This window comes from Candidatus Thiothrix sulfatifontis (genome assembly GCA_022828425.1).
GTDB classification, from domain to species: Bacteria; Pseudomonadota; Gammaproteobacteria; order Thiotrichales; family Thiotrichaceae; genus Thiothrix; species Thiothrix sulfatifontis.
The window spans coordinates 2,316,831-2,336,705 of record CP094685.1 but is presented as its reverse complement, the minus strand read 5'-3'; the positions used below and the strand labels follow the sequence as shown (position 1 = coordinate 2,336,705).

At 52.6% G+C, this 19,875-nt stretch carries 19 protein-coding genes; 5 read left to right on the top strand and 14 right to left on the bottom strand.

Features of this window, described 5'->3' with window-relative positions:
• Nucleotides 1-15: 15 nt before the first annotated feature.
• The 6 genes from L3K52_11755 to L3K52_11730 form a co-directional block, all read right to left on the bottom strand.
• The gene (locus L3K52_11755; GenBank protein ID UOG90871.1) at nt 16-690 is read right to left on the bottom strand and encodes a response regulator; all 675 of its coding nucleotides are present in this window, start codon (nt 688-690) and stop codon (nt 16-18) included.
• 37 nt (nt 691-727) lie between these two features.
• Nucleotides 728-2,380, bottom strand: a complete 1,653-nt coding sequence (locus L3K52_11750) for a histidine kinase (GenBank protein UOG90870.1) — start codon at nt 2,378-2,380, stop codon at nt 728-730.
• A 4-nt stretch (nt 2,381-2,384) separates the two neighbouring features.
• Nucleotides 2,385-2,696 carry an iron-sulfur cluster assembly accessory protein gene (locus L3K52_11745; GenBank protein ID UOG90869.1) on the bottom strand — a complete coding sequence of 104 codons (312 nt, stop codon included), beginning with the start codon at nt 2,694-2,696 and terminating at the stop codon, nt 2,385-2,387.
• Nucleotides 2,693-4,072 carry a hydrogenobyrinic acid a,c-diamide synthase (glutamine-hydrolyzing) gene (cobB, locus tag L3K52_11740; protein ID UOG90868.1) on the bottom strand — a complete coding sequence of 460 codons (1,380 nt, stop codon included), beginning with the start codon at nt 4,070-4,072 and terminating at the stop codon, nt 2,693-2,695. Before cobB ends, L3K52_11745 begins: the two co-directional genes overlap by 4 nt.
• A gap of 31 nt (nt 4,073-4,103) precedes the next feature.
• On the bottom strand, nt 4,104-5,006 hold the full coding sequence (locus L3K52_11735; protein UOG90867.1) for a CPBP family intramembrane metalloprotease: 903 nt from the start codon (nt 5,004-5,006) through the stop codon (nt 4,104-4,106).
• Nucleotides 5,007-5,119: 113 nt separating this feature from the next.
• Entirely contained in the window at nt 5,120-5,434 is a 315-nt protein-coding gene (locus tag L3K52_11730; GenBank protein UOG90866.1) for a metalloregulator ArsR/SmtB family transcription factor, read from the bottom strand.
• Nucleotides 5,435-5,568: 134 nt separating this feature from the next.
• Between L3K52_11730 and oppB the strand changes: the two genes are divergently transcribed.
• Genes oppB through L3K52_11715 form a run of 3 tightly spaced genes read left to right on the top strand, consistent with a single transcriptional unit; the run spans nt 5,569 to nt 7,857 of the window.
• Nucleotides 5,569-6,489 (top strand): oligopeptide ABC transporter permease OppB, encoded by a 921-nt coding sequence (gene oppB, locus L3K52_11725; GenBank protein ID UOG90865.1) that lies wholly within the window; start codon nt 5,569-5,571, stop codon nt 6,487-6,489.
• Nucleotides 6,482-7,321 carry an ABC transporter permease subunit gene (locus L3K52_11720; protein ID UOG90864.1) on the top strand — a complete coding sequence of 280 codons (840 nt, stop codon included), beginning with the start codon at nt 6,482-6,484 and terminating at the stop codon, nt 7,319-7,321. Before oppB ends, L3K52_11720 begins: the two co-directional genes overlap by 8 nt.
• 59 nt (nt 7,322-7,380) lie before the next feature.
• Nucleotides 7,381-7,857, top strand: coding sequence for a Uma2 family endonuclease (locus L3K52_11715; GenBank protein UOG90863.1), 477 nt, complete (start codon nt 7,381-7,383; stop codon nt 7,855-7,857).
• A gap of 46 nt (nt 7,858-7,903) precedes the next feature.
• Here L3K52_11715 and L3K52_11710 read toward each other — a convergent pair whose 3' ends face one another.
• The 5 genes from L3K52_11710 to trpD form a co-directional block, all read right to left on the bottom strand.
• Nucleotides 7,904-11,347 carry a pyruvate carboxylase gene (locus tag L3K52_11710; GenBank protein ID UOG90862.1) on the bottom strand — a complete coding sequence of 1,148 codons (3,444 nt, stop codon included), beginning with the start codon at nt 11,345-11,347 and terminating at the stop codon, nt 7,904-7,906.
• 115 nt (nt 11,348-11,462) lie between these two features.
• Nucleotides 11,463-12,257 (bottom strand): thymidylate synthase, encoded by a 795-nt coding sequence (locus tag L3K52_11705; protein UOG90861.1) that lies wholly within the window; start codon nt 12,255-12,257, stop codon nt 11,463-11,465.
• Entirely contained in the window at nt 12,254-13,039 is a 786-nt protein-coding gene (gene lgt / locus L3K52_11700) for a prolipoprotein diacylglyceryl transferase (GenBank protein ID UOG90860.1), read from the bottom strand. The genes L3K52_11705 and lgt overlap by 4 nt, the downstream gene beginning before the upstream one ends.
• Before the next feature lie 20 nt (nt 13,040-13,059).
• Nucleotides 13,060-13,854 carry an indole-3-glycerol phosphate synthase TrpC gene (trpC, locus tag L3K52_11695; GenBank protein UOG90859.1) on the bottom strand — a complete coding sequence of 265 codons (795 nt, stop codon included), beginning with the start codon at nt 13,852-13,854 and terminating at the stop codon, nt 13,060-13,062.
• A complete protein-coding gene (gene trpD, locus L3K52_11690; protein ID UOG90858.1) occupies nt 13,854-14,876 on the bottom strand; it encodes an anthranilate phosphoribosyltransferase in 1,023 nt (340 codons plus the stop codon). Before trpD ends, trpC begins: the two co-directional genes overlap by 1 nt.
• Nucleotides 14,877-14,964: 88 nt before the next feature.
• Here trpD and L3K52_11685 point away from each other — a divergent pair, with 88 nt between their 5' ends.
• Complete coding sequence (locus L3K52_11685) at nt 14,965-15,153, top strand: DUF2892 domain-containing protein (GenBank protein UOG90857.1); 189 nt, start codon at nt 14,965-14,967, stop codon at nt 15,151-15,153.
• 91 nt (nt 15,154-15,244) lie between these two features.
• Complete coding sequence (locus tag L3K52_11680) at nt 15,245-15,922, top strand: hypothetical protein (protein ID UOG90856.1); 678 nt, start codon at nt 15,245-15,247, stop codon at nt 15,920-15,922.
• On the opposite strand, the gene eda is transcribed toward L3K52_11680, so the two are convergent.
• From eda to zwf, 3 genes are read right to left on the bottom strand one after another with little or no spacing between them, the layout of a single operon-like run.
• Nucleotides 15,895-16,533 carry a bifunctional 4-hydroxy-2-oxoglutarate aldolase/2-dehydro-3-deoxy-phosphogluconate aldolase gene (gene eda / locus L3K52_11675; protein ID UOG90855.1) on the bottom strand — a complete coding sequence of 213 codons (639 nt, stop codon included), beginning with the start codon at nt 16,531-16,533 and terminating at the stop codon, nt 15,895-15,897. The genes L3K52_11680 and eda overlap by 28 nt on opposite strands.
• A gap of 2 nt (nt 16,534-16,535) precedes the next feature.
• Nucleotides 16,536-18,365: a phosphogluconate dehydratase gene (edd, locus tag L3K52_11670; protein ID UOG94002.1), complete on the bottom strand. Its 1,830-nt coding sequence runs from the start codon at nt 18,363-18,365 to the stop codon at nt 16,536-16,538.
• A 2-nt stretch (nt 18,366-18,367) separates the two neighbouring features.
• Nucleotides 18,368-19,840 carry a glucose-6-phosphate dehydrogenase gene (gene zwf / locus L3K52_11665; GenBank protein ID UOG90854.1) on the bottom strand — a complete coding sequence of 491 codons (1,473 nt, stop codon included), beginning with the start codon at nt 19,838-19,840 and terminating at the stop codon, nt 18,368-18,370.
• Nucleotides 19,841-19,875: the final 35 nt, after the last annotated feature.

Genomic DNA, 19,875 nt, shown 5'->3' with positions numbered 1-19,875 from the left:
TGTCCGTTGATTTAATTAATGTTCTGCATTCGCCGCTTCAACACGAATACCGTGTTCGACTGCCATCACCGCAGCGGTAATACGCGAACTGACGTTTAACTTGCGTAAAATGGCTTTGACGTGCAATTTCACGGTGCCATCCGAGATACCCAAATTGCGAGCAATCACCTTATTGCTCTGACCTTCTGCCAATAAGGTGAGGATTTCGTATTCGCGCGGGGTCAATTCGGAAAACGGGTTAGCCAATTTATCCTCATTAGCACGTGAATCGCCGCCCTGCACCACTCTTGCCAGTACCGGCGCGAGTTCCGGGGCAACCACGGTTTTGCCCGCCACGATTTCGCGTAAAGCCACCACCAACTCATCCGGCTCAATGTCTTTAAGCAAATAACCGCGTGCACCGCTACGCAACGCCTCCACCAAATCGCTCTCATTACTGCTGGTGGTAAGCATAACAACGCGCAGATTCGGCGTATTTTTGCGAAGTTGACGCAGTACCGTGAGGCCATCCATTTGAGGCATCCGCATGTCCAGCAAGACAATATCCGGTTCAAAATTGAGGGCAGCCGCCAAGCCTTCGTCACCACTGCCCACCGCAGCAACCACACGGATCCCCCGTCGTGTCAACAAATCTTCCAAACCTGCACGGAACAGGGTGTGATCATCAATTAGTAATACTTTTTCGTTCATGTAGGGTCGCTTGTTACTGTGGTCATCAAGAGGCGGATTACGCACCAAACAAGTCAGACAGCTTCTTGATTGGGGGTGCATCGAAATTCAGTTGTATCAGTGTACCCTCACCCGGCTCACTTTCAAACTGTATCTCGCCACCGATCTTCTCGGCACGCTCTTGCATAATGCGCAAACCGATGTGTTCGCCCGTGGTTGGGTCGGGTTCGGGCAGTGGATCGGGTAAGCCAATGCCGTCGTCTTCCACCAAAATACTGCACTTGCCTTCTTCGCTGCTGTGCAGCAATAAGCGCACCGTAGAAGCTTGGCTGTGCTTGCGAATATTGGTCAATGATTCTTGTACAATGCGGATGACTTCCAATTCCACTTCGCGGGACAAATCTTTCAATGCCCAATTGTGGTAGAAAAACACTTCCATCGTCGTTTCTTGACGGAAACGTTCGGTCAAACGCTCCACCGCCCGTAAAATACCTTTGCCGTCAATCGGTGCACGAAAATCGGTAATCAGGCTGCGTAACTCAGCATAGGCTTCGTCGATGGTATTTTCCAACACCTCCAACTCATGCCACATGTCTGCTTCCGCGCCACGATTGAAAGAATCATCCAGCAGGCGCACTTTGAACCGCAAGCTTGCCAGCGTTTGTGCCAGCGAATCATGCAATTCGTGCGCCATACGGGTGCGTTCTTCCATGATTGACAAGGTGCGCATGTCTTCATCGCTATTGGCTTTCTCGATCGCCATGCCCAGATGTTGACCGATACTGAGTAATAACTCGTCATCTTCTAATTTATCGTAGCGCCCTTGGCTAATGAACAAATTGTAGACGCCCAAGATTTTATCGCGGTATTGCAACGGAATCGCCAACATTTCCAAATCTTGTTTACCCGCGCACAAAGGCTTGCCCAAAATGGCGTTGCAGCGTGAAACATCGCTACGCATCTTGATTTCGCGCTCACTGGCAGCTTTACCGCACAAGCAACTGGGCAATGGCAAGGTCTCTTCGGCTTTCAACACGGCGGCATTCAAACCGATGCTCGACACCAGACGCATATTGCCATCCCGATCCAACAGACGCACCGTCGCCGCTTCTGCGTGCACCACGTCAGTGAGTGTGTGTAAAAAGCGGTTCAGTAAATCTTCCAAACTGTCAGCACGGTTCACACAACTGGCAACTTCGTAGAGAACGCTGAGGTGGCGCTTTTTCTGGGCAATATACTTTTCTTGCCGATTCATGCGCTTTTGCTGCACCCGTGACAGTGCTTGATAATCCTCGGTAATCGCGTTGATTTGCTCACGGATTTTGCGTGACGGGCAACTTTTTCCTGAAATCGGCATCCGCGCACTGAAATCGCCTTTGCGCAAACGAATCGCCCAACGCGACAGTTCCGCGCCAAATTTGGAAAATTCGCGCCACACCCAATACAGCAAGGACAATACGCCAGCACCTGCAATCAACCACAACCCTGTCATGACGGGCGCAATCCAAGGGTATTCGGCTTTGCTGCTCGTTACCCAAAAATAGACCGCACCAATCACCGTGAAAGTAAAAATCAATACCATCAGGCTGACTTGCGCCAACCAAGGCAAATCAATAACCGGGCGGCCTTCCTGACTCGCCCAGTAACTGTCGCGTGAAGCCGTCGCAACGGCATCGTCAACTTCTGCCTGCTGGTGCAGCCTATCTTGCATGAAATTACGCCTGCGGTGGACGGTAGTTAGGATCATTCGGATTAATGAAAACAAACTCCAGTTTGCCATCGATTTCCACGTAATCCAGCGTCATACCCGCCGCCAATGGCTGAGAAGCCTCATCCACCACCAATGCCACGCCTTCGGATTCTATTTTTTGGTCGCCTGCTTTTTCCTGGTCGTCAAACCCCATTAGGTAATGAAATCCACCGTCCGACTTTGTTTGGATAGCAATGCGTAACGGTAAACCAATGGCATTGCCCTGTACCGAAGCGGTACGAACTTGAGTGGCGGCGGCGGCAGTAACGGTGATCATGCAGTAGGGTTCCTTTGAGTTTGACGGATAAATTCCACAAAACGCTGCGCCCACCGGAATTGGGAGGTATCGCGCATGTGGGTGTAAGAAGCTAACAAATTGCGGTAGACCCAGCCATCGTGTTGACCATCAATGCCGGTTCCGCGCCGCATACGGTAGGCGAATTTACCCGTTGCGGTCAAATTCTCAAGCCGCGAATAGTGGAACTCGTGTGCATTAATGGTGTGCAACGTGTCGCCACCCGGCCAAGGCATATCGGCGGTTTCTTGCAATTTCACGTATCCCCGACCCTGCGGCTTGGTATGCATGACCGCATCACCGGGAATCACGCCCACCATATCCGCCTGTTGCCCGTTCCAAATTAGGCTACGGGAAAGGTACATTAAGCCGCCGCATTCCGCATACGTCGGCAAACCGTTGTCGATGGCGCAGCGGATGGATTCACGCATTGACGTATTCGCCGCCAATTGCTGCATGTGAGTTTCGGGAAAACCACCGCCGATGAACAGACCGTCGATGTCTGGCAAAGCGCCATCTTTTAGCGTATTGATCGGGATAAGTTGTGCACCGGCTTGTTGCAAAGCTTCGAGATCGCCGGGGTAATAAAAACCAAAAGCGGGGTCTTGACAGATACCGATGCGCAGCAATCCTGAAGAGGAAGAAGGCGACCACCGTTCGCCCTCTTCACAATCTTCCGCACTCCCCGCAATCTGGAGCAACGCCCGCAAATCCACCTGTTCTGCCACTAGCTCCCGAATCCGCGCAATCTGCTGTTCTGCATCACCGCTCTCATTGCTCGGCATCAACCCCAGATGGCGCTCTTCGATTTCCATTTCGGGATTATTTTGTACCGCGCCCAATACCTTAATATCGGTGTAATGCTCGACGGATTCACGCAACTTGGCGGCGTGGCGAGCACCGCCCACACGATTGAAAATGATTCCAGCAATGTTTACGTCGCGATCAAACGCTTGATAACCGAGCAATAACGGCGCAATGCCGCGTGTCATGCCGCGTGAATCCACCACCAAAATAACGGGGGATTGCGTCAATTTAGCGACCGCTGCATTGCTATCCGAACCATCCAGCGCCATACCGTCGTATAACCCTTTATTGGCTTCGATCAGCGCAATATCGGCATTCTGCGAATAATGCTGCACAGTCTGGATGATTTCAGCCGGGGTCATCGTGTTGAAATCGAGGTTGTGGCAAGGGCGCTGACTCGCCGCCCCTAACCACAGCGGATCAATGTAATCCGGGCCTTTTTTGAACGGCTGGACACGTAAACCTTGCGCGTGCAAAGCGGCACACAGACCGATGGACAGTGTGGTTTTGCCGGAGGATTTGTGGGTTGCGGAAATAAAAACTCTTGCCATGGACGCATTCTACCGCAACTCAGGTATATTATTAAATCTTAATATTAGCGTGGCGTTGCCAGACAAACATAATCCAATAGAACAAGGCAGCAATGACCACAAGGCTGATCAAACTCGCCATCGGCTCAATGTCACTGGCGGTAAACAGTGACGGTGCTGGCAATGCAGAATCAGCATAATTCATAATCAACACGGTAAACAAATTATTGGCGGCGTGCACGCCGATCGCCAGCTCCAAAGAATTACTTTTGACCGTGATCATCGCCAAAAACACGCCCATCGATAGATACAGCAAGGGAATCAAATAAGCATCCGCACCAACCTCTGGATTTGCCAAGTGTGCCACCATGAAAAGCAATGAAGAAACCAACACCGGCATGACAGCACCACGCCCAAACAAACCTAACCATTGCATCACGTAACCACGGAACAACAATTCTTCTGCTGCCGCCTGAAGCGGCGTAATTACCAATGCAATCGGCAAGAAAATCAGGAATTGCGTCGCATCAAACGTCATTTGATACCCTGTGGGCTGAAATAGTGCTTCCAAGAAAGTTGCCAGGGCTATCAGGCTGAAAAACACAGCAAACCCTTTAAACATCAGCTTCCAATCAATGTTAATTAAGGGTGTTATGAGGCTAACAAAGTGGCGTTGGTGTAAAAAGCGCACCGTCACAAACACGCCCAGCAACATCGCCAACAGGGTGAAATTAATCCCCAGATAGAACCACAAGCTACTGACTCCCTCAAACTGCAAGGTGGTCGGATCAACGTTGGTGCTAGGGTCATTGTCGCCCAGTAACACAAACACCATGATTCCTAACGGAATAGCACCCAATAATTGCCAAAAAATCACAATGATTAATAAGCCAAGTACATAACGCCACCAGTGGTTTTTGCCTAGACGGGCTAGGCTTAGATAACTTGTGTTCACTTATTTTTCCTTAATTATGTAATGCACATCGTACACGTACAGATCATTGTAGCGCACATTTTGAATTGCACATGCACCAACAGACAACCATAATTAAGATAACCAGATGCAGACTAACGCAGTGAAGAACACGCTTGTAACAGCGCACGACGGGATTCGGCGAGGCAGTAATACACCCGATTAGCTACCCGATGCGAAGACAATAAGCCCTTGTCGCGCATGATCGCTAAATGTTGGGAAACATTGCTTTGGCTGGTGCCGACATGATCCACAATGTCTTGAACTGTCATCTCATGTTGCGACAGTAAGCACATGATTTTTAAACGTAGTGGGTGAGACGCAGCTTTAAGGGAACGGCTGGCGTACTCAATGTCGTCTTCCTGTATCGGAATACCATTAACCATAATACTGTGTTCTGATGTGTGCATATTTAACCCTTCCTAGGTCAATCTCAATGGAAAATCTAGCGGGTTGATGTGTTAATTAGAATATTAGAATAAGCTTAATCATAGAAGCTTTTAGAGGCTTTGTCACGGTTAAATCTCAGAAAGATAAAGGTTGTATGTTGCAGTATGTCGTTAAACGCTTGCTAGGTGCGCTGCCCACCTTGCTGGTGATCATTACATTGGCATTTTTTTTAATCCGCTTAGCACCGGGCGGGCCGTTTGATACTGAACGCCCAATGCCGCCGGAAATTGCCGCGAATATGGAACGCGCTTACCACTTGGACAAGCCCTTGCCGATGCAATACGGGTATTACTTGCTCAATGTGTTGCAGGGGGATTTGGGGCCGTCGTTTAAGTACAAGGATCACAGTGTCAGCAGCTTGATTGCGGAAGGGTTTCCGGTGTCTTTGCAATTGGGGGTGTTTGCCATGCTACTCGCCTTGTTGGTTGGGATTCCGGCGGGGATGCTGGCGGCGTTGCATCACAACCGCCCGCTGGATCACGCGGTAATGGCGGTTTCCATGACGGGTATTACGGTGCCTAATTTTGTGATGGCACCGTTATTGGCTCTGGTGTTTGGGGTGTTGTTGCATTGGCTGCCGGTAGCCGGTTGGGATCAGGGCTGGAAATCAGCAGTGTTGCCGGTAATTGCGCTGGCATTACCGCAAATAGCGTATGTAGCGCGGTTAATGCGTGCCGGTGTGCTGGAAACGCTGTCTAGCCCGCATATTCGTACCGCTGTTGCCAAAGGTTTACCGATGCGCCTGATTGTGTGGCGGCATGTGTTGAAAGGGGCATTGCTGCCAGTATTGTCTTGGCTGGGGCCTGCAACGGCGGCGATTATTACCGGGTCGGTGGTGATTGAGCAGATTTTCGGGATTCCGGGCATCGGGCGGCATTTTGTGCAAGGGGCATTGAATCGGGATTACACGTTGGTCATGGGCGTGGTGATCTTTTACGGCGCGTTGATTATTTTGATGAATTTGTTGGTGGATGTGATCTACGGCTGGATGGATTCGAGGGTGCGTTATGATTAAACACAAAGCATGGCAGCGCTTATTGCGTAACAAAATGGCGGTTGGGAGTGCCATATTGTTACTGCTGATTGCCGTATTGTGTGTCTTGGGGCCGTTGTTTAGCCCGCACCCTTACGACGAAATTTATTGGGATTCGATGGGAATTCCGCCCGATGCCGCGCAAGGTTTCTGGTTTGGGACGGATGCGAATGGACGGGATTTGTTCGTGCGCACCCTGATTGGTGGGCAAATTTCGTTAATGGTGGGCTTGGCGGCAACCTCGGTCAGTTTGCTTATCGGGGTTTTGTATGGGGCAACGGCGGGGTATTTGGGCGGGCGCACCGATGCGCTGATGATGCGGCTGGTAGATGTGTTGTATGCCCTGCCCTTTATGTTTTTCGTGATTTTGCTGATGGTGTATTTCGGGCGTAGCATTTTCCTGATCTTCGTGGCAATTGGCGCGGTGGAATGGCTGACCATGGCGCGAATTGTGCGTGGGCAAGCCTTATCCTTGAAAAGTCGAGCTTTTGTGGAAGCCGCACAGGTCAGCGGCGTGAGTCATTTCGGGATTATTCGCCGTCATATTATCCCCAATACCTTGGGATCGGTGATTGTGTATGCCACGTTGACCGTGCCACAAGTGATATTGTTTGAATCGTTTTTGAGCTTTTTAGGCTTGGGGGTGCAAGAGCCGCTCACCAGTTGGGGCGTGTTGATTGCAGAAGGGGCCGCACAAATGGAAACTGCGCCGTGGATGTTATTGTGTCCGGCTGGATTTTTGGCGGTGACGTTGTTCTGCCTTAATTTTTTGGGCGATGGCTTGCGGGATGCGTTGGATCCGAAAGGGGGATGAAACAGGGCTGACAAACCATGCTAAACTATTTGCGTAATCCGTCACGCTAGGGCATCACAATGGAATGGTCAGAAGTTATCGACAACCCATTACTGCAAAACTTACCGTTCAAGATCGAACTGAATAAGTTTGGCAAACTCTTGATGAGTCCCGCCTCTAACAGCCACGGCAGGTTTCAAGGGCGTATTGCGGGTGTATTGTGGCAACGCCAACCCGAAGGCGAAGTCATCACGGAATGCTCGATTCAAACCTCAGAAGGTGTCAAAGTGGCGGATGTGGCATGGGCTTCGGCGGCTTTCATTGCGGAGTTTGGCTATGTCACACCGTACCCTAAAGCGCCGGAGCTGTGCGTTGAAATCGTGTCACCATCCAATTCCAAAATAGAAATTGCGGAAAAAGTGGAACTTTACCTCGCCAAAGGGGCGCAGGAAGTGTGGGTGGTGTACGAGAATAATCGCATGGAAATGTTTACCCATGTTGGGCAGATTGAACAGAGTAAGTTTGCACCGGACATCAAAGCCCAGATTTTTCGTTAAGAGAAGAAACCCCTTCTAACCTCCGAGGGGTTTCTTTAACGTTACATTACTCGAATTCGACGACCAAATCGCCTTGCTCGACCAACTCGCCCGCCTGCAAGTGAACCTTTTTCACCTTACCCGCCTCTGGCGCAGTAATCGTGGTTTCCATCTTCATCGCTTCAATGACAAACAGTGGTGCATTCTGCTCCACCTCATCCCCCGCCTTGACCATGATGGCAGATAACTTGCCCTGCAACGATGTACCCACTTCATTCGGATCAACCGCTTTGCGGTTAGTCGCACGGGTCGGCTTTACGGACAAATCGCGGATTTGCACCGCACGAATTTGCCCGTTGAAGTCAAACGTCACGCCACACATGCCGTTCTCATCCGTCGGTGAACGGTACAGCAAGCGGATAATCAGCACCTTACCGCGCCCCAGATCAACCAGCACTTCCTCGTTCAGCTTGAGACCGTAGAAGAACAGCGAAGTAGGCAGATGGCTAATTTCGCCGTATTCCTGCTGATGCTTGTAGAAATCACGGAACACTGCCGGATACATGGTGAACGACAGGAAATCGAGGAAAGTTTGCTCAGGGTCAAACGCTTGCTTAAACGCCTCAAATGCCGCATCCAAATCCACCGGCTTCAAGTGATCATTCGGGCGACCCGTGTACGGCTTTTCGCCTTTGAGAATAATGTCGCTCAAGTCTTTCGGGAAACCGCCCGGTACTTGTCCCAAGCCGCCTTTGAACAAGTCGATCACGGAATCAGGGAACGCCAAGGTGCGCCCACGTTCCATCACATCCTGCTCGGTCAAACCGTTGGAAGTCATGTAAATCGCCATGTCACCGACGACTTTGGACGATGGGGTAACTTTCACGATGTCGCCAAACATGCGGTTGACCACCGCGTAATTTTCCTTCACTTCCTCGAATTTATGTTCCAAGCCCAGCGCAATTGCTTGCGGGCGCAGGTTGGAATATTGACCACCTGGAATTTCGTGGTTGTACACTTCCGCCGTGCCTGCTTTCAAACCAGACTCAAACGGGTAGTACATTTCGCGCACATCTTCCCAGTAATTCGCGTAAGCATTCAAGGACTTAAGGTTGTACGGCTGTTCACGCGGCTGACCTTCCATCGCCGCAATCAGCGAGTTCAGGTTGACCTGCGAAGTCAGCCCCGACATGGAACTCATGCAGCCATCCACGATGTCCACACCCGCTTCAATCGCTTTCAGCAAGGTGGCGGATTGAATCGACGCGGTGTCATGCGTGTGCAAATGAATCGGAATGCTGACAGATTCTTTCAACGCGGTAATCAACGTCGTCGCCGCATACGGCTTCAACACACCTGCCATATCCTTGACCGCCAGCATGTGCGCACCCGCGTCTTCCAACTGCTTCGCCAAATCCAGGTAATATTGCAGGTTGAATTTGTTCGCCGGATCTTTGTTCAACACGTCGCCCGTGTAGCAAATCGTGCCTTCCGCAATCCCGCCGGTACGTTCGCGCACGCACTGAATGGATTTGCGCATCCCTTCAATCCAGTTCAAGGAGTCGAAGATACGGAACACGTCAATACCGTTTTCCCACGACTTTTCGATGAAGGCTTCCACCACATTGTCGGGGTAAGCGGTATAACCCACTGCATTAGAGCCACGGAACAGCATCTGGAACAGGATATTCGGAATCGCTTCCCGCAACAGCTTGAGACGATCCCACGGGCATTCGTGCAAGAAGCGCATTGCCACGTCAAACGTCGCCCCGCCCCACAGTTCCAACGAGAATAATTGCGAATGATTTTTTGCCAAACCTTCGGCAATTTTCATCATATCGTCAGTACGCACGCGGGTTGCCAGTAAGGACTGATGTGCATCACGCAAGGTGGTATCGGTATAGAAGATGTTCGGCTGTTCCTTTACCCACTGGCAAAACTTTTCCGCACCCATCTCATCCAGCAAGTTTTTGCTGCCCTTAGGGTATGCACCTAACTTGTCGAAATCGGGAATGATCGGTTTGCGGAAACGCTTGTTCGGGTCAACGTATTTCACGTCAGGGTTGCCGTTAACGGTCACATTGCCGATGAATTTCAGCGTTTTTGTGCCACGGTCAAAACGCAACGCGGTGTGGAACAGTTCAGGGTGATTGTCGATGAACGTCACCGCGCATTTACCCGTAGTAAATACCTGATGTTGCAGCACATTTTCGAGGAAACCGATATTGGTTTTGACACCCCGAATACGGAATTCCTGCAAAGCACGCAAGTTGCGGTTGGCAGCACCTTCCAACGTGCGCCCCCAAGTCGTCACTTTGACCAACATGGAGTCAAAAAACGGCGATACTTTCGCACCGGGATAAGCCGCGCCCGCATCCAACCGCACGCCGAAACCGCCACTGCTGCGGTAGGCGATAATCGTACCGTAATCCGGTTTGAAGCCGTTTTCAGGATCTTCGGTGGTGATCCGGCACTGCACGGCGTAACCGTTGCATTCCACCGATTCTTGGTTGGGAATCCCGATTTCAGGGTCATCCAAGCGTGCGCCGCCTGCAATCAAAATCTGGCTACGCACAATGTCGATGCCGGTGATTTCTTCGGTGATGGTGTGTTCCACCTGCACACGCGGGTTCACTTCGATGAAGTAAATGCGCTCGTCTTTATCGACCAAGAATTCAACTGTACCCGCGCACGAATAATCAACGTGGCGGGTAATTGCCAGCGCGTATTTGTATAGATTTTCGCGGGTTTCGTCTTTCAAACTGGTGCTGGGCGCGACTTCCACGACTTTCTGGAAACGGCGTTGCACCGAGCAATCGCGCTCGTACAAATGCACCAGATTGCCGTGGGTATCGCCCAAAATCTGGATTTCGATGTGCTTGGGCGAGTCGATGTATTTTTCGAGGAAAACTGTAGCGTCGCCGAAGGCTTTTAGCGCTTCGTTACGCGCATCGTGGTACGCGCCATCCAACTGCGACGGGTCACGCAACACGCGCATCCCGCGTCCACCACCGCCCGACGCGGCTTTGAGCATCAGTGGGTAGCCAATGCGGTCAGCTTCGCGGCGGGCAATCTCCACGGTATCCAGCGGTTCACGGCTGTCTTCAATAACGGGCAAACCGGCAGTGATGGCGTTTTCTTTCGCGGCAACTTTGTCGCCTAAACGCTGCATTGCTTCAGGGGTCGGCCCTACGAAAATAATGCCTTCTTCGCGGCAACGCTGGGCAAAGCGCACGTTTTCAGACAAGAAGCCGTAACCGGGGTGAATCGCATCGACATGGTGACGCTTGGCGGTTTCAATAATGGCTTCAATATCGAGGTAGGGTTTGAGCGGCTCGTCGTCTTTGCCGATCTGGTAGGCTTCGTCCGCCTTGTAGCGGTGCGGTGAAAAACGGTCTTCGTAGGTGTAAATCGACACCGTACACAGCTTGAGTTCGGCGGCTGCGCGTAGGATACGGATCGCAATTTCGCCACGGTTGGCGACCAGAAGTTTCTTGATTGAGCGGGTCATGGAACTACCTTCGATAAGAGTGGAACGGGTTGCCATTAACGGTGGGCTGGGTGTGGAACTTGAGCGTATCCACACTATTATTATGCCAATAGTTTGCGTGAGTGAGCGGCGCTAGTCAAACCGCTATTGGTGCTTTAATCAGCGGATGGTGGGCGTAATCGACCAATTCAAAGTCGTCGTAGGTAAAGGCGAACAAATCGGTCACAGCGGGGTTCAATTTCATCTGCGGCAATGGGTACGGTTCACGGCTCAATTGTAGCTCCACCTGTTCCAAATGGTTGGAATACAGGTGTGCATCCCCCAGCGTGTGAATAAATTCACCGGGTTGCAGCCCCGTCACTTGCGCCACCATCAGCGTCAGCAAAGCGTAGGAGGCAATATTGAACGGCACACCGAGGAAAATATCCGCACTGCGCTGGTACAATTGGCACGACAGCTTGCCTTCCGCCACGTAAAACTGGAAAAAGGCGTGGCACGGCGGTAGCGCCATATTGTCCACATCCGCCACATTCCACGCGCTAACAATAATGCGGCGCGAATCGGGGTTATGTTTCAATTGCTGGATAATTTGCGCAATCTGGTCAATATGCCGCCCATCAGGGGTAGGCCAGTTACGCCACTGATAGCCGTACACCGGCCCCAGTTCACCGCTTTCATCCGCCCATTCATCCCAAATACTCACGCCGTTTTCTTTCAAGTAACGAATATTGGTATCGCCTTTCAGAAACCACAGCAACTCATGAATGATCGAGCGCAAATGCAACTTTTTGGTGGTGACAACCGGAAACCCTGCACTCAAATCAAAGCGCATCTGATAGCCGAATACCGACACCGTACCCGTCCCCGTGCGATCCGCTTTGACAACACCGTGATCACGCACATGCCGCATCAAATCAAGGTATTGCTTCATGCCTTCGCCTTTTTGTAGGCCAACCACATAATTAACAAACCCAGCACAATCATCGGCACACTCAAGACCTGCCCTTGCGTCACCCAACCCCACGCCACATAGCCGAGTTGCACATCCGGTTCGCGCACAAATTCGACAATAATCCGTGCAATGCCGTAGCCGACGAGGAATAAGCCCGAAATCGCACCCACCGGCGGTGAACGCTTTCTAAACCAATTCAGTACGATGAACAACACCAAGCCTTCCAAAAACGCCTGATAAAGCTGTGACGGGTGGCGTGCAATATCGTCTACCCGTGGGAATACCATGCCCCACGGCACGTCAGTTGCCCTGCCCCACAATTCACCGTTGATGAAGTTGCCGATACGCCCAGCGCCCAAACCGATGGGAACAAGTGGTGCAACAAAATCACTGACTTGAAAGAACGTCAACTTCCAACGCCGTGCCAGCAAGAACATCGCCAGAATCACCCCCAGCAAACCGCCGTGGAAACTCATCCCGCCATCCCAAATCTGAAACAACGAAATCGGGTCAGACAAAAAGCCTTTCAAGTTATAAAACAGCATGTAACCGATGCGCCCACCGGCAACCACGCCGAGAGCGCCCCAGAACATCATGTCATCCACACGGTCTTCGGTCATGACGCTATGCGGTTCTTTCGCCCGCATTTTGCCGATGAATAAAAAACCGAGGAAACCGATCACGTACATTAGCCCGTACCAATGCACTTGCAACGGGCCCAGCGATAACGCAACGGGGTCAAATTGAGGGTGTACCAGCATAAGTTGTGTTTACTCGCTTGCTAGAAAAAGAGTTTTTTGAGTTCGGAGCCGGGGTCTTCTGCCCGCATAAAGGCTTCGCCCACCAGAAAGGCGTTCACGCCGTGGTCACGCATCAGTTGCACATCGGCGGGGGTATGTATGCTGCTTTCCGTGATAAGCAGAACATCCTCTGGCACATCAGGAAGCAGATCAAGGGTCGTTTGCAGAGACGTTTCAAACGTCCGCAGGTTGCGGTTATTGATGCCGATCAGTGGGGCATTGAGACGCAAGGCACGCCCAAGTTCATCCTTGTCATGCACTTCAATCAGTGCATCCATGCCCAGTTCCGTTGCCAGCGCGTACAGATCCATCATCTGTGCGTCAGCCAATGCCGCCACGATCAGCAGGATGCAATCTGCACCAATGGCTCGTGCTTCGTACACTTGATACCGATCAACGATGAAATCTTTACGAATAACGGGCAATTGGCACGCGGCACGCGCGGCTTGCAAATAGCTTTCGCTGCCTTGGAAGTAGTGTGCATCGGTCAGCACCGATAAACACGCCGCGCCCCCACGTTCGTAACTCACCGCAATCGCGGGCGGGTCGAAATTTTCGCGAATCAAGCCTTTGCTTGGCGAGGCTTTTTTGATTTCCGCAATCACCGCCGCTTCACCCGCCGCCAGACGCTTGCGCATGGCTTGCTCGAAACCACGCACGGGCGAAGCACTCGCCGCCTCTGCCTGCAATTGCGCCAGACTACGTACCGCAGAACGTGCCACGATTTCTTCCTGCTTGGTACGCAGGATTTTTTGCAAAATATCAGGGGTACTCATCAGGCATCAAAACTTTTGGTTAAGTCAATCAATTGCTGCAAACGCACAGCGGCTGCACCGGAATCCAGCACTTGCTGGGCTTTGACGACACCAGCGGCATGACTATCCGCCAGACCCGCCACGTAAATTGCCGCACCCGCATTCAAGCACACAATGTCACGCGCGGTGCCTTGCTCACCGGCAAACACGCGCTGAATCAGTTGCAGGCTTTCTTGCGCCGTTTCCACCCGCACACTGTCGAGGCTGGATTGCTGCACACCCACATCTTCGGGCTGAATGGTGTATTCAGTGATCATGCCGTCTTTCAACTCTGCGACGAAGGTCAGGGCGGCGGTGCTGATTTCATCCAAACCGTCAGCGGCGTGTACCACCATGACATGTTTGCTGCCTAAGTTTTTCAGCACTTCCGCCATCGGGCGCACCCAGTGTTGGTCGAATACGCCCAGCACTTGATTGGGCGCATTCGCCGGATTCGACATCGGTCCCAATAGGTTAAAAATAGTACGTACACCCAACTCGCGGCGTGGCACACTCGCATGACCCATTGCGCTGTGATGCTTTTGTGCGAACAAAAAGCCCACGCCCAAGGTGTTGATGCAATGCGCCACCTGTTCGGGGGTAATGTTCAAATTCACACCCGCTGCTTCCAACACATCCGCACTGCCGGATTTGCTGGAAATCGAGCGGTTGCCGTGTTTAGCGACTCGCGCCCCCGCTGCGGCGGCAACAAACGCACTGGCAGTGGAGATATTGAACGTACCGGAAGAATCACCGCCCGTACCGCACGTATCCACCAAATTCTCCGACGACACCTCAACGCGGGTCGATAATTCGCGCATCACGCTGGCAGCGGCACTGATTTCTGTCACCGTTTCGCCACGCATCCGTAAGCCAATCAGAAACCCGCCGATTTGCGCGGGAGTCGCCTGACCTGTCATGATGGTACGCATCGCAGCCGTCATTTCTTCGGTGGAAAATGAGCCGTTTTCAGTGATTTTACGTATAAATTTTTGCAATTCCATGAAATCCGCTTAATTCTTGCTAAGATAGATGTGTACGAATGCTAACATGGATTTGGTCTTTTGTGTTCACTACTGAATGAGGTGTCTTATGGAAAAGAACGTTGGCAGCATGGATAGAAATATCCGCTTCGGTGCAGGCGCTGTCCTGCTGATTTGGGGTTTGGTGTTCAAGGGTGGCTTTCTGTTGATTCTGCTTGGGATTGCGCTACTCGCCACTGGCTACCTGAACTTTTGTCCAGCCTACAAACTGATTGGCATGAATACCAATAAAAGCTAAGCGGATTTCTACTGCGCTGGCTACCGTCATTTGCCGGTAGCCAGTCAGTGTGCGATATTCGCTACCATTTTTAGAATGGATAGTTTGCACCATGATCATCAAACCCAGTGAACAGCCCGGTTCACACGAACGTCATTTACTCCGCAAAGCCAGCAATCCGCTGTTCCCAACCGCCCCCACGCTAGACGATGACAACCTCATCGACGCGCAACGCCTAGACCACGAAGCCCTGCAAACCTTCAACACCGAATTCCGCGCTTTGCTGGAAGAAACCACTTCACTCACTGGCAATGTTGAGAGCGATGTGATTTTGCAACTTAAAGATCGGTTGGATCGGGCGTATGAAGCCGCATCCAGCGTTGGCGGCGATCTCAGCAAAACCAAAGACGCGATTCGCAAGCTGCTGGGCTTTATGATGGCAAGCGTGCGCCGAGGCGCTGGCAATGACGCGCAAGCCCACTTGGAGCTTGATCAGGAAGAAATGGCTCGCGAAGCCCATTTTGCCTTGCTAGATGCACCGTTAGTGGCAGATTTATTGCACCCTGAATCGCCGATTCACCCCGATGAACTCGTGCCAACCCTGCTGTCTGCGGATAAGGATGAGCTGCAATTAGCCCTGCAAATGTTTGATGAAGTGCAACTGCTGGCGATTTTAAGCCAAGGTGCGGCACTGCTGGAACAATTGCAGGGCGAAGGCGTGAATGTCAGTATTCCGCAGGAAAAACTGGCATTCATGCAAGGTTATGCGGAATTCGCGGGCGGATTGTAGAGACCCACGGTTTTACGTGCCAATGCTGCAATGCCCTGCCAATCGTGCGCACTCACCGTTGCTTCCGGAGTTAGCCAAGAGCCGCCCACACACAACACATTCGGCAGTGCCAAATAGTCGCCGAAGGTTTGCTCGCTGATTCCCCCTGTTGGGCAAAAACGCACGTCCGGCAGGGGGCCGTGGATGGATTTCAACATCTTCACCCCTCCTGCGGCTTCCGCTGGGAAAAACTTCAAGGTATCGAAACCACGCTCCACCAGCCGCATCACTTCGGATACCGTGGCAACACCGGGCAGCAACGGCAAGCCTGCATCCTCAGCCGCCGCCAACAAACGTTCGGTAGCACCGGGGGAAACGGCAAACGCCGCGCCCGCCGCCTTCACCGCTTTCACATCGGCAGGGGTTAGCACCGTGCCTGCACCGACAATGCTACCGGGAACGGCGCTCATGCGGCGGATGACCTCCAACGCGACCGGCGTGCGCAAGGTGACTTCCAAGACATGCAAACCACCGCTAATCAACGCAGAGGCGAGTGACTCGGCGATGGCAAGGTCTTTCACCACTAAGACCGGAATCACCGGCACTTGCTGACAAATACTTCTAACTGACATGCTTACACCCTCGCTGTATCGGAAAACAGGGCGCTTGCCCCGCTGGCGGCTGCACTGACGTGGGTACGGAATACGTCGAATAAATCCCGTCCACAGCCGGTTGCATTCATACTCAAATCGGCAGTTGCCGCTTCGCGCTCGGCAAAATCGTGCGCCAACACCTCCAGATGCCCGTGATGCGCATCCAAACGGATCACATCGCCGTCGCGGACTTTGGCAAGCGCACCACCATCCATCGCTTCGGGGCTGACATGAATCGCGGCTGGCACTTTACCACTCGCACCCGACATTCTGCCATCCGTAACCAATGCCACGCTTTGCCCACGGTCTTGCAACAGCCCCAAAATCGGGGTTAAACCGTGCAATTCGGGCATTCCATTGGCTTTAGGCCCTTGGAAACGCACCACGCACACAAAATCACCGTCCAGCTCACCCGCTTCAAACGCAGCTTTGACCGCTGCCTGATCATGGAAAACCTTGGCAGGCGCTTCAATCAGGTATTTTTCCGGTTTAACGGCAGATACTTTGATCACGGCATCGCCTAAATTACCCACTAAGCGCACCACGCCCCCAGAAGGCTGGAAGGCTTGGGCAACCGGGCGTAACACCGTGTCATCATGGCTAATGCTCGCGCCGTCACGCCAAGCAACCGTACCATCGGCGGCTAAATAGGCATCTTGGGTATAATGGTGCAGCCCCTTACCGGCTACCGTTGCCACCTCTTCATGCAATAAACCGGCTGCCAACAACTCGCCAATCACGAATTGCAAACCGCCTGCCGCGTGAAAATGGTTCACGTCCGCCACGCCGTTGGGGTACACCCGCGCCATCAGCGGCGTAATCGCGGATAAGTCCGCAAAATCTTCTGGGCAAATCACAATGCCCGCCGCTCGTGCCATTGCTACCAGATGCAGCAATAAATTGGTCGATCCACCTGTCGCATTCAGCCCCACGATCCCATTCACAAAAGCTTGTACGCTGAGAATGTGTGCTGCTGGGGTGTAATCCTGCCCTTGCGCTGTCATCGCCAACGCACGCTGCGCCCCCGCCACGGTTAAGGCTTCGCGCAATGGCGTACCCGGATTCACAAAACTGCTTCCCGGCAATTGCAAGCCCATGAATTCCATCAGCATTTGGTTGCTATTCGCCGTGCCGTAAAAGGTGCAAGTGCCAACGCCGTGGTAGGACTGCATTTCGCATTGCAACAATTCGTCCCGCCCGATTTTGCCCTCAGCGTATTGCTGACGCACCTTGCTTTTCGCGTCATTCGCCAAACCGGACACCATCGGCCCTGCGGGTAAGAAAATGCACGGTAAATGCCCAAAACTCGCCGCAGCAATCACCAAGCCCGGCACAATTTTGTCGCATACGCCAAGGAAAACCGCCGCATCGAACACATTGTGCGACAAGGCAATCCCTGCGCTCATCGCAATCACATCACGGGAAAACAGTGACAGTTCCATGCCCGCCTGCCCCTGGGTCACGCCGTCACACATCGCCGGAACGCCGCCCGCCACCTGTGCTGTGCCGCCGACTTCACGCGCTGCCGCTTTGATCACATCGGGGTAATACACAAACGGCTGGTGTGCGGAAAGCATGTCGTTGTAAGCGGTCACAATACCGAGGTTGCCCGCCGTCCATTCCACCAGTTTCAGCTTGTCGGCGTTAGGGACGGCGGCGACGGCGTGCGCCAAATTGCCGCAACTCAGCTTGCTGCGCGGCGTCACCGGGTCGGCAGCGGCAATCTGTTGCAAATACGCGCGGCGGGTGGTCGCACTGCGGGTTTCGATACGCTGCGTCACTGCCACTAATTGAGGGTGAAGGTTATTCATGCTCATGCTTCGATCTCCCGCCAGCGGCGTCCGTCCCGTGCCATCATTTCAATCGCCGAAATCGGCCCGGAACTGCCCGGTTCGTAGCCATCCGGCTTAGTGCCCGATAATTGCCAAGCTTCGATAATCGGATCAATCCATTGCCATGCCGCCTCCACTTCATCGCCGCGCATGAACAGGGTTTGATGACCACGCACCACGTCCATCACCAAGCGTTCGTAAGCATCCGGCATCCGCCAGCCCGCATCCTGACGTTCTGCAAACGCCATATCCAACGGAATATCGTGCAAACGAAACCCCCCAGGCCCCGGCTCTTTGGTCATAATGTGCAAACGCAAGCCCTCATCCGGCTGCAAACGCATACTCAATACATTGGGGAGAATCGGGGTATGCAATTCCCCAAACATGACGTGAGAAGGTTTTTTAAACACCACCGCAATTTCAGCGGCTTGAGCTTTCAAACGTTTGCCGGTTCGTAAATAGAACGGCACGCCAGACCAGCGCCAACTGTCAATTTCGACTTTCAAGGCAACATACGATTCGGTCAAACTTGCCGGATTGCCCACTTCATCGGTGTAAGACGGGGTGGTCGATGTTCCCGAATATTGCCCACGCACCGTATAGTCGCGTACTTTATGCCCGGTAATGGGGCGCAGGGAACGCAATACTTTGAGTTTTTCATCGCGCACGGCATCCGCTTCAAAGCGGTAAGGGGGTTCGATGGCGATCAAGCACAGCAACTGCAATAAATGGTTTTGCACCATGTCGCGGATAGCCCCAGCATTGTCGTAATAGCCACCGCGAGTGCCAACCCCTAAGGATTCGGCGGCGGTAATTTGCACATGATCAATGCACTGTGCATTCCAAATCGGCTCAAACAGGGCATTGGCAAAGCGCAATGCCATCAAGTTCTGCACCGTTTCCTTACCGAGGTAATGGTCAATGCGGTAGATAGCGTGTTCGTCAAACACTTCGCCGATTTGCGCATTTAGGCGGGCGGCACTCGCGTAATCATGCCCTAACGGTTTTTCCACCACTAGCCGCGCATTATTGCCCGCCAAGCCTGCCGCCGCTAAACCGTGAGAAATCGGGTCGAACAGTGCCGGAGCGACGGCCAAATAATAAACGCGCACCCGCTCTGGGTGTTCGTCCAGCAAAGTGGCAAGGGCTTGGAAACTGGCAATATCCCCAACATTGGTCACACGGTATTCGAGACGCGCTAGAAAACGCTCCAACATTCCAGCTTGTAATTCGTTGGCATCCAGATGGCTTTGCAGAGCATCGGCTACCTGATCGCGATACTCTGCGGTGGTTTGCTGGTTCAATGCCAGCCCAATGATGCGGGCTGGGGCGGGAATTTGCCCCGCTGCATCCCGTCGAAATAATGCCGGTAATAACTTGCGTAATGCCAAATCACCTGTTCCACCAAAGATGACCAGATCGAACGCGGCTACCGGAATAATGACTTGACTCATACCCTTAGCTCCGTCAGTTATTCAATTTTACTGCC

What these genes read in the sequence shown, in the direction of transcription:
- L3K52_11685 (UOG90857.1), top strand. Translation starts at nt 14,965, where the DNA reads ATGGAAAAGAACGTTGGCAGCATGGATAGAAATATCCGCTTCGGTGCA.
- L3K52_11730 (UOG90866.1), bottom strand. Translation starts at nt 5,434, where the DNA reads ATGCACACATCAGAACACAGTATTATGGTTAATGGTATTCCGATACAG.
- lgt (UOG90860.1), bottom strand. Translation starts at nt 13,039, where the DNA reads ATGCTGGTACACCCTCAATTTGACCCCGTTGCGTTATCGCTGGGCCCG.
- L3K52_11680 (UOG90856.1), top strand. Translation starts at nt 15,245, where the DNA reads ATGATCATCAAACCCAGTGAACAGCCCGGTTCACACGAACGTCATTTA.
- oppB (UOG90865.1), top strand. Translation starts at nt 5,569, where the DNA reads ATGTTGCAGTATGTCGTTAAACGCTTGCTAGGTGCGCTGCCCACCTTG.
- L3K52_11745 (UOG90869.1), bottom strand. Translation starts at nt 2,696, where the DNA reads ATGATCACCGTTACTGCCGCCGCCGCCACTCAAGTTCGTACCGCTTCG.
- cobB (UOG90868.1), bottom strand. Translation starts at nt 4,072, where the DNA reads ATGGCAAGAGTTTTTATTTCCGCAACCCACAAATCCTCCGGCAAAACC.
- L3K52_11755 (UOG90871.1), bottom strand. Translation starts at nt 690, where the DNA reads ATGAACGAAAAAGTATTACTAATTGATGATCACACCCTGTTCCGTGCA.
- eda (UOG90855.1), bottom strand. Translation starts at nt 16,533, where the DNA reads ATGTCAGTTAGAAGTATTTGTCAGCAAGTGCCGGTGATTCCGGTCTTA.
- edd (UOG94002.1), bottom strand. Translation starts at nt 18,365, where the DNA reads ATGAATAACCTTCACCCTCAATTAGTGGCAGTGACGCAGCGTATCGAA.
- trpC (UOG90859.1), bottom strand. Translation starts at nt 13,854, where the DNA reads ATGAGTACCCCTGATATTTTGCAAAAAATCCTGCGTACCAAGCAGGAA.
- L3K52_11715 (UOG90863.1), top strand. Translation starts at nt 7,381, where the DNA reads ATGGAATGGTCAGAAGTTATCGACAACCCATTACTGCAAAACTTACCG.
- L3K52_11750 (UOG90870.1), bottom strand. Translation starts at nt 2,380, where the DNA reads ATGCAAGATAGGCTGCACCAGCAGGCAGAAGTTGACGATGCCGTTGCG.
- L3K52_11710 (UOG90862.1), bottom strand. Translation starts at nt 11,347, where the DNA reads ATGACCCGCTCAATCAAGAAACTTCTGGTCGCCAACCGTGGCGAAATT.
- L3K52_11705 (UOG90861.1), bottom strand. Translation starts at nt 12,257, where the DNA reads ATGAAGCAATACCTTGATTTGATGCGGCATGTGCGTGATCACGGTGTT.
- L3K52_11720 (UOG90864.1), top strand. Translation starts at nt 6,482, where the DNA reads ATGATTAAACACAAAGCATGGCAGCGCTTATTGCGTAACAAAATGGCG.
- trpD (UOG90858.1), bottom strand. Translation starts at nt 14,876, where the DNA reads ATGGAATTGCAAAAATTTATACGTAAAATCACTGAAAACGGCTCATTT.
- zwf (UOG90854.1), bottom strand. Translation starts at nt 19,840, where the DNA reads ATGAGTCAAGTCATTATTCCGGTAGCCGCGTTCGATCTGGTCATCTTT.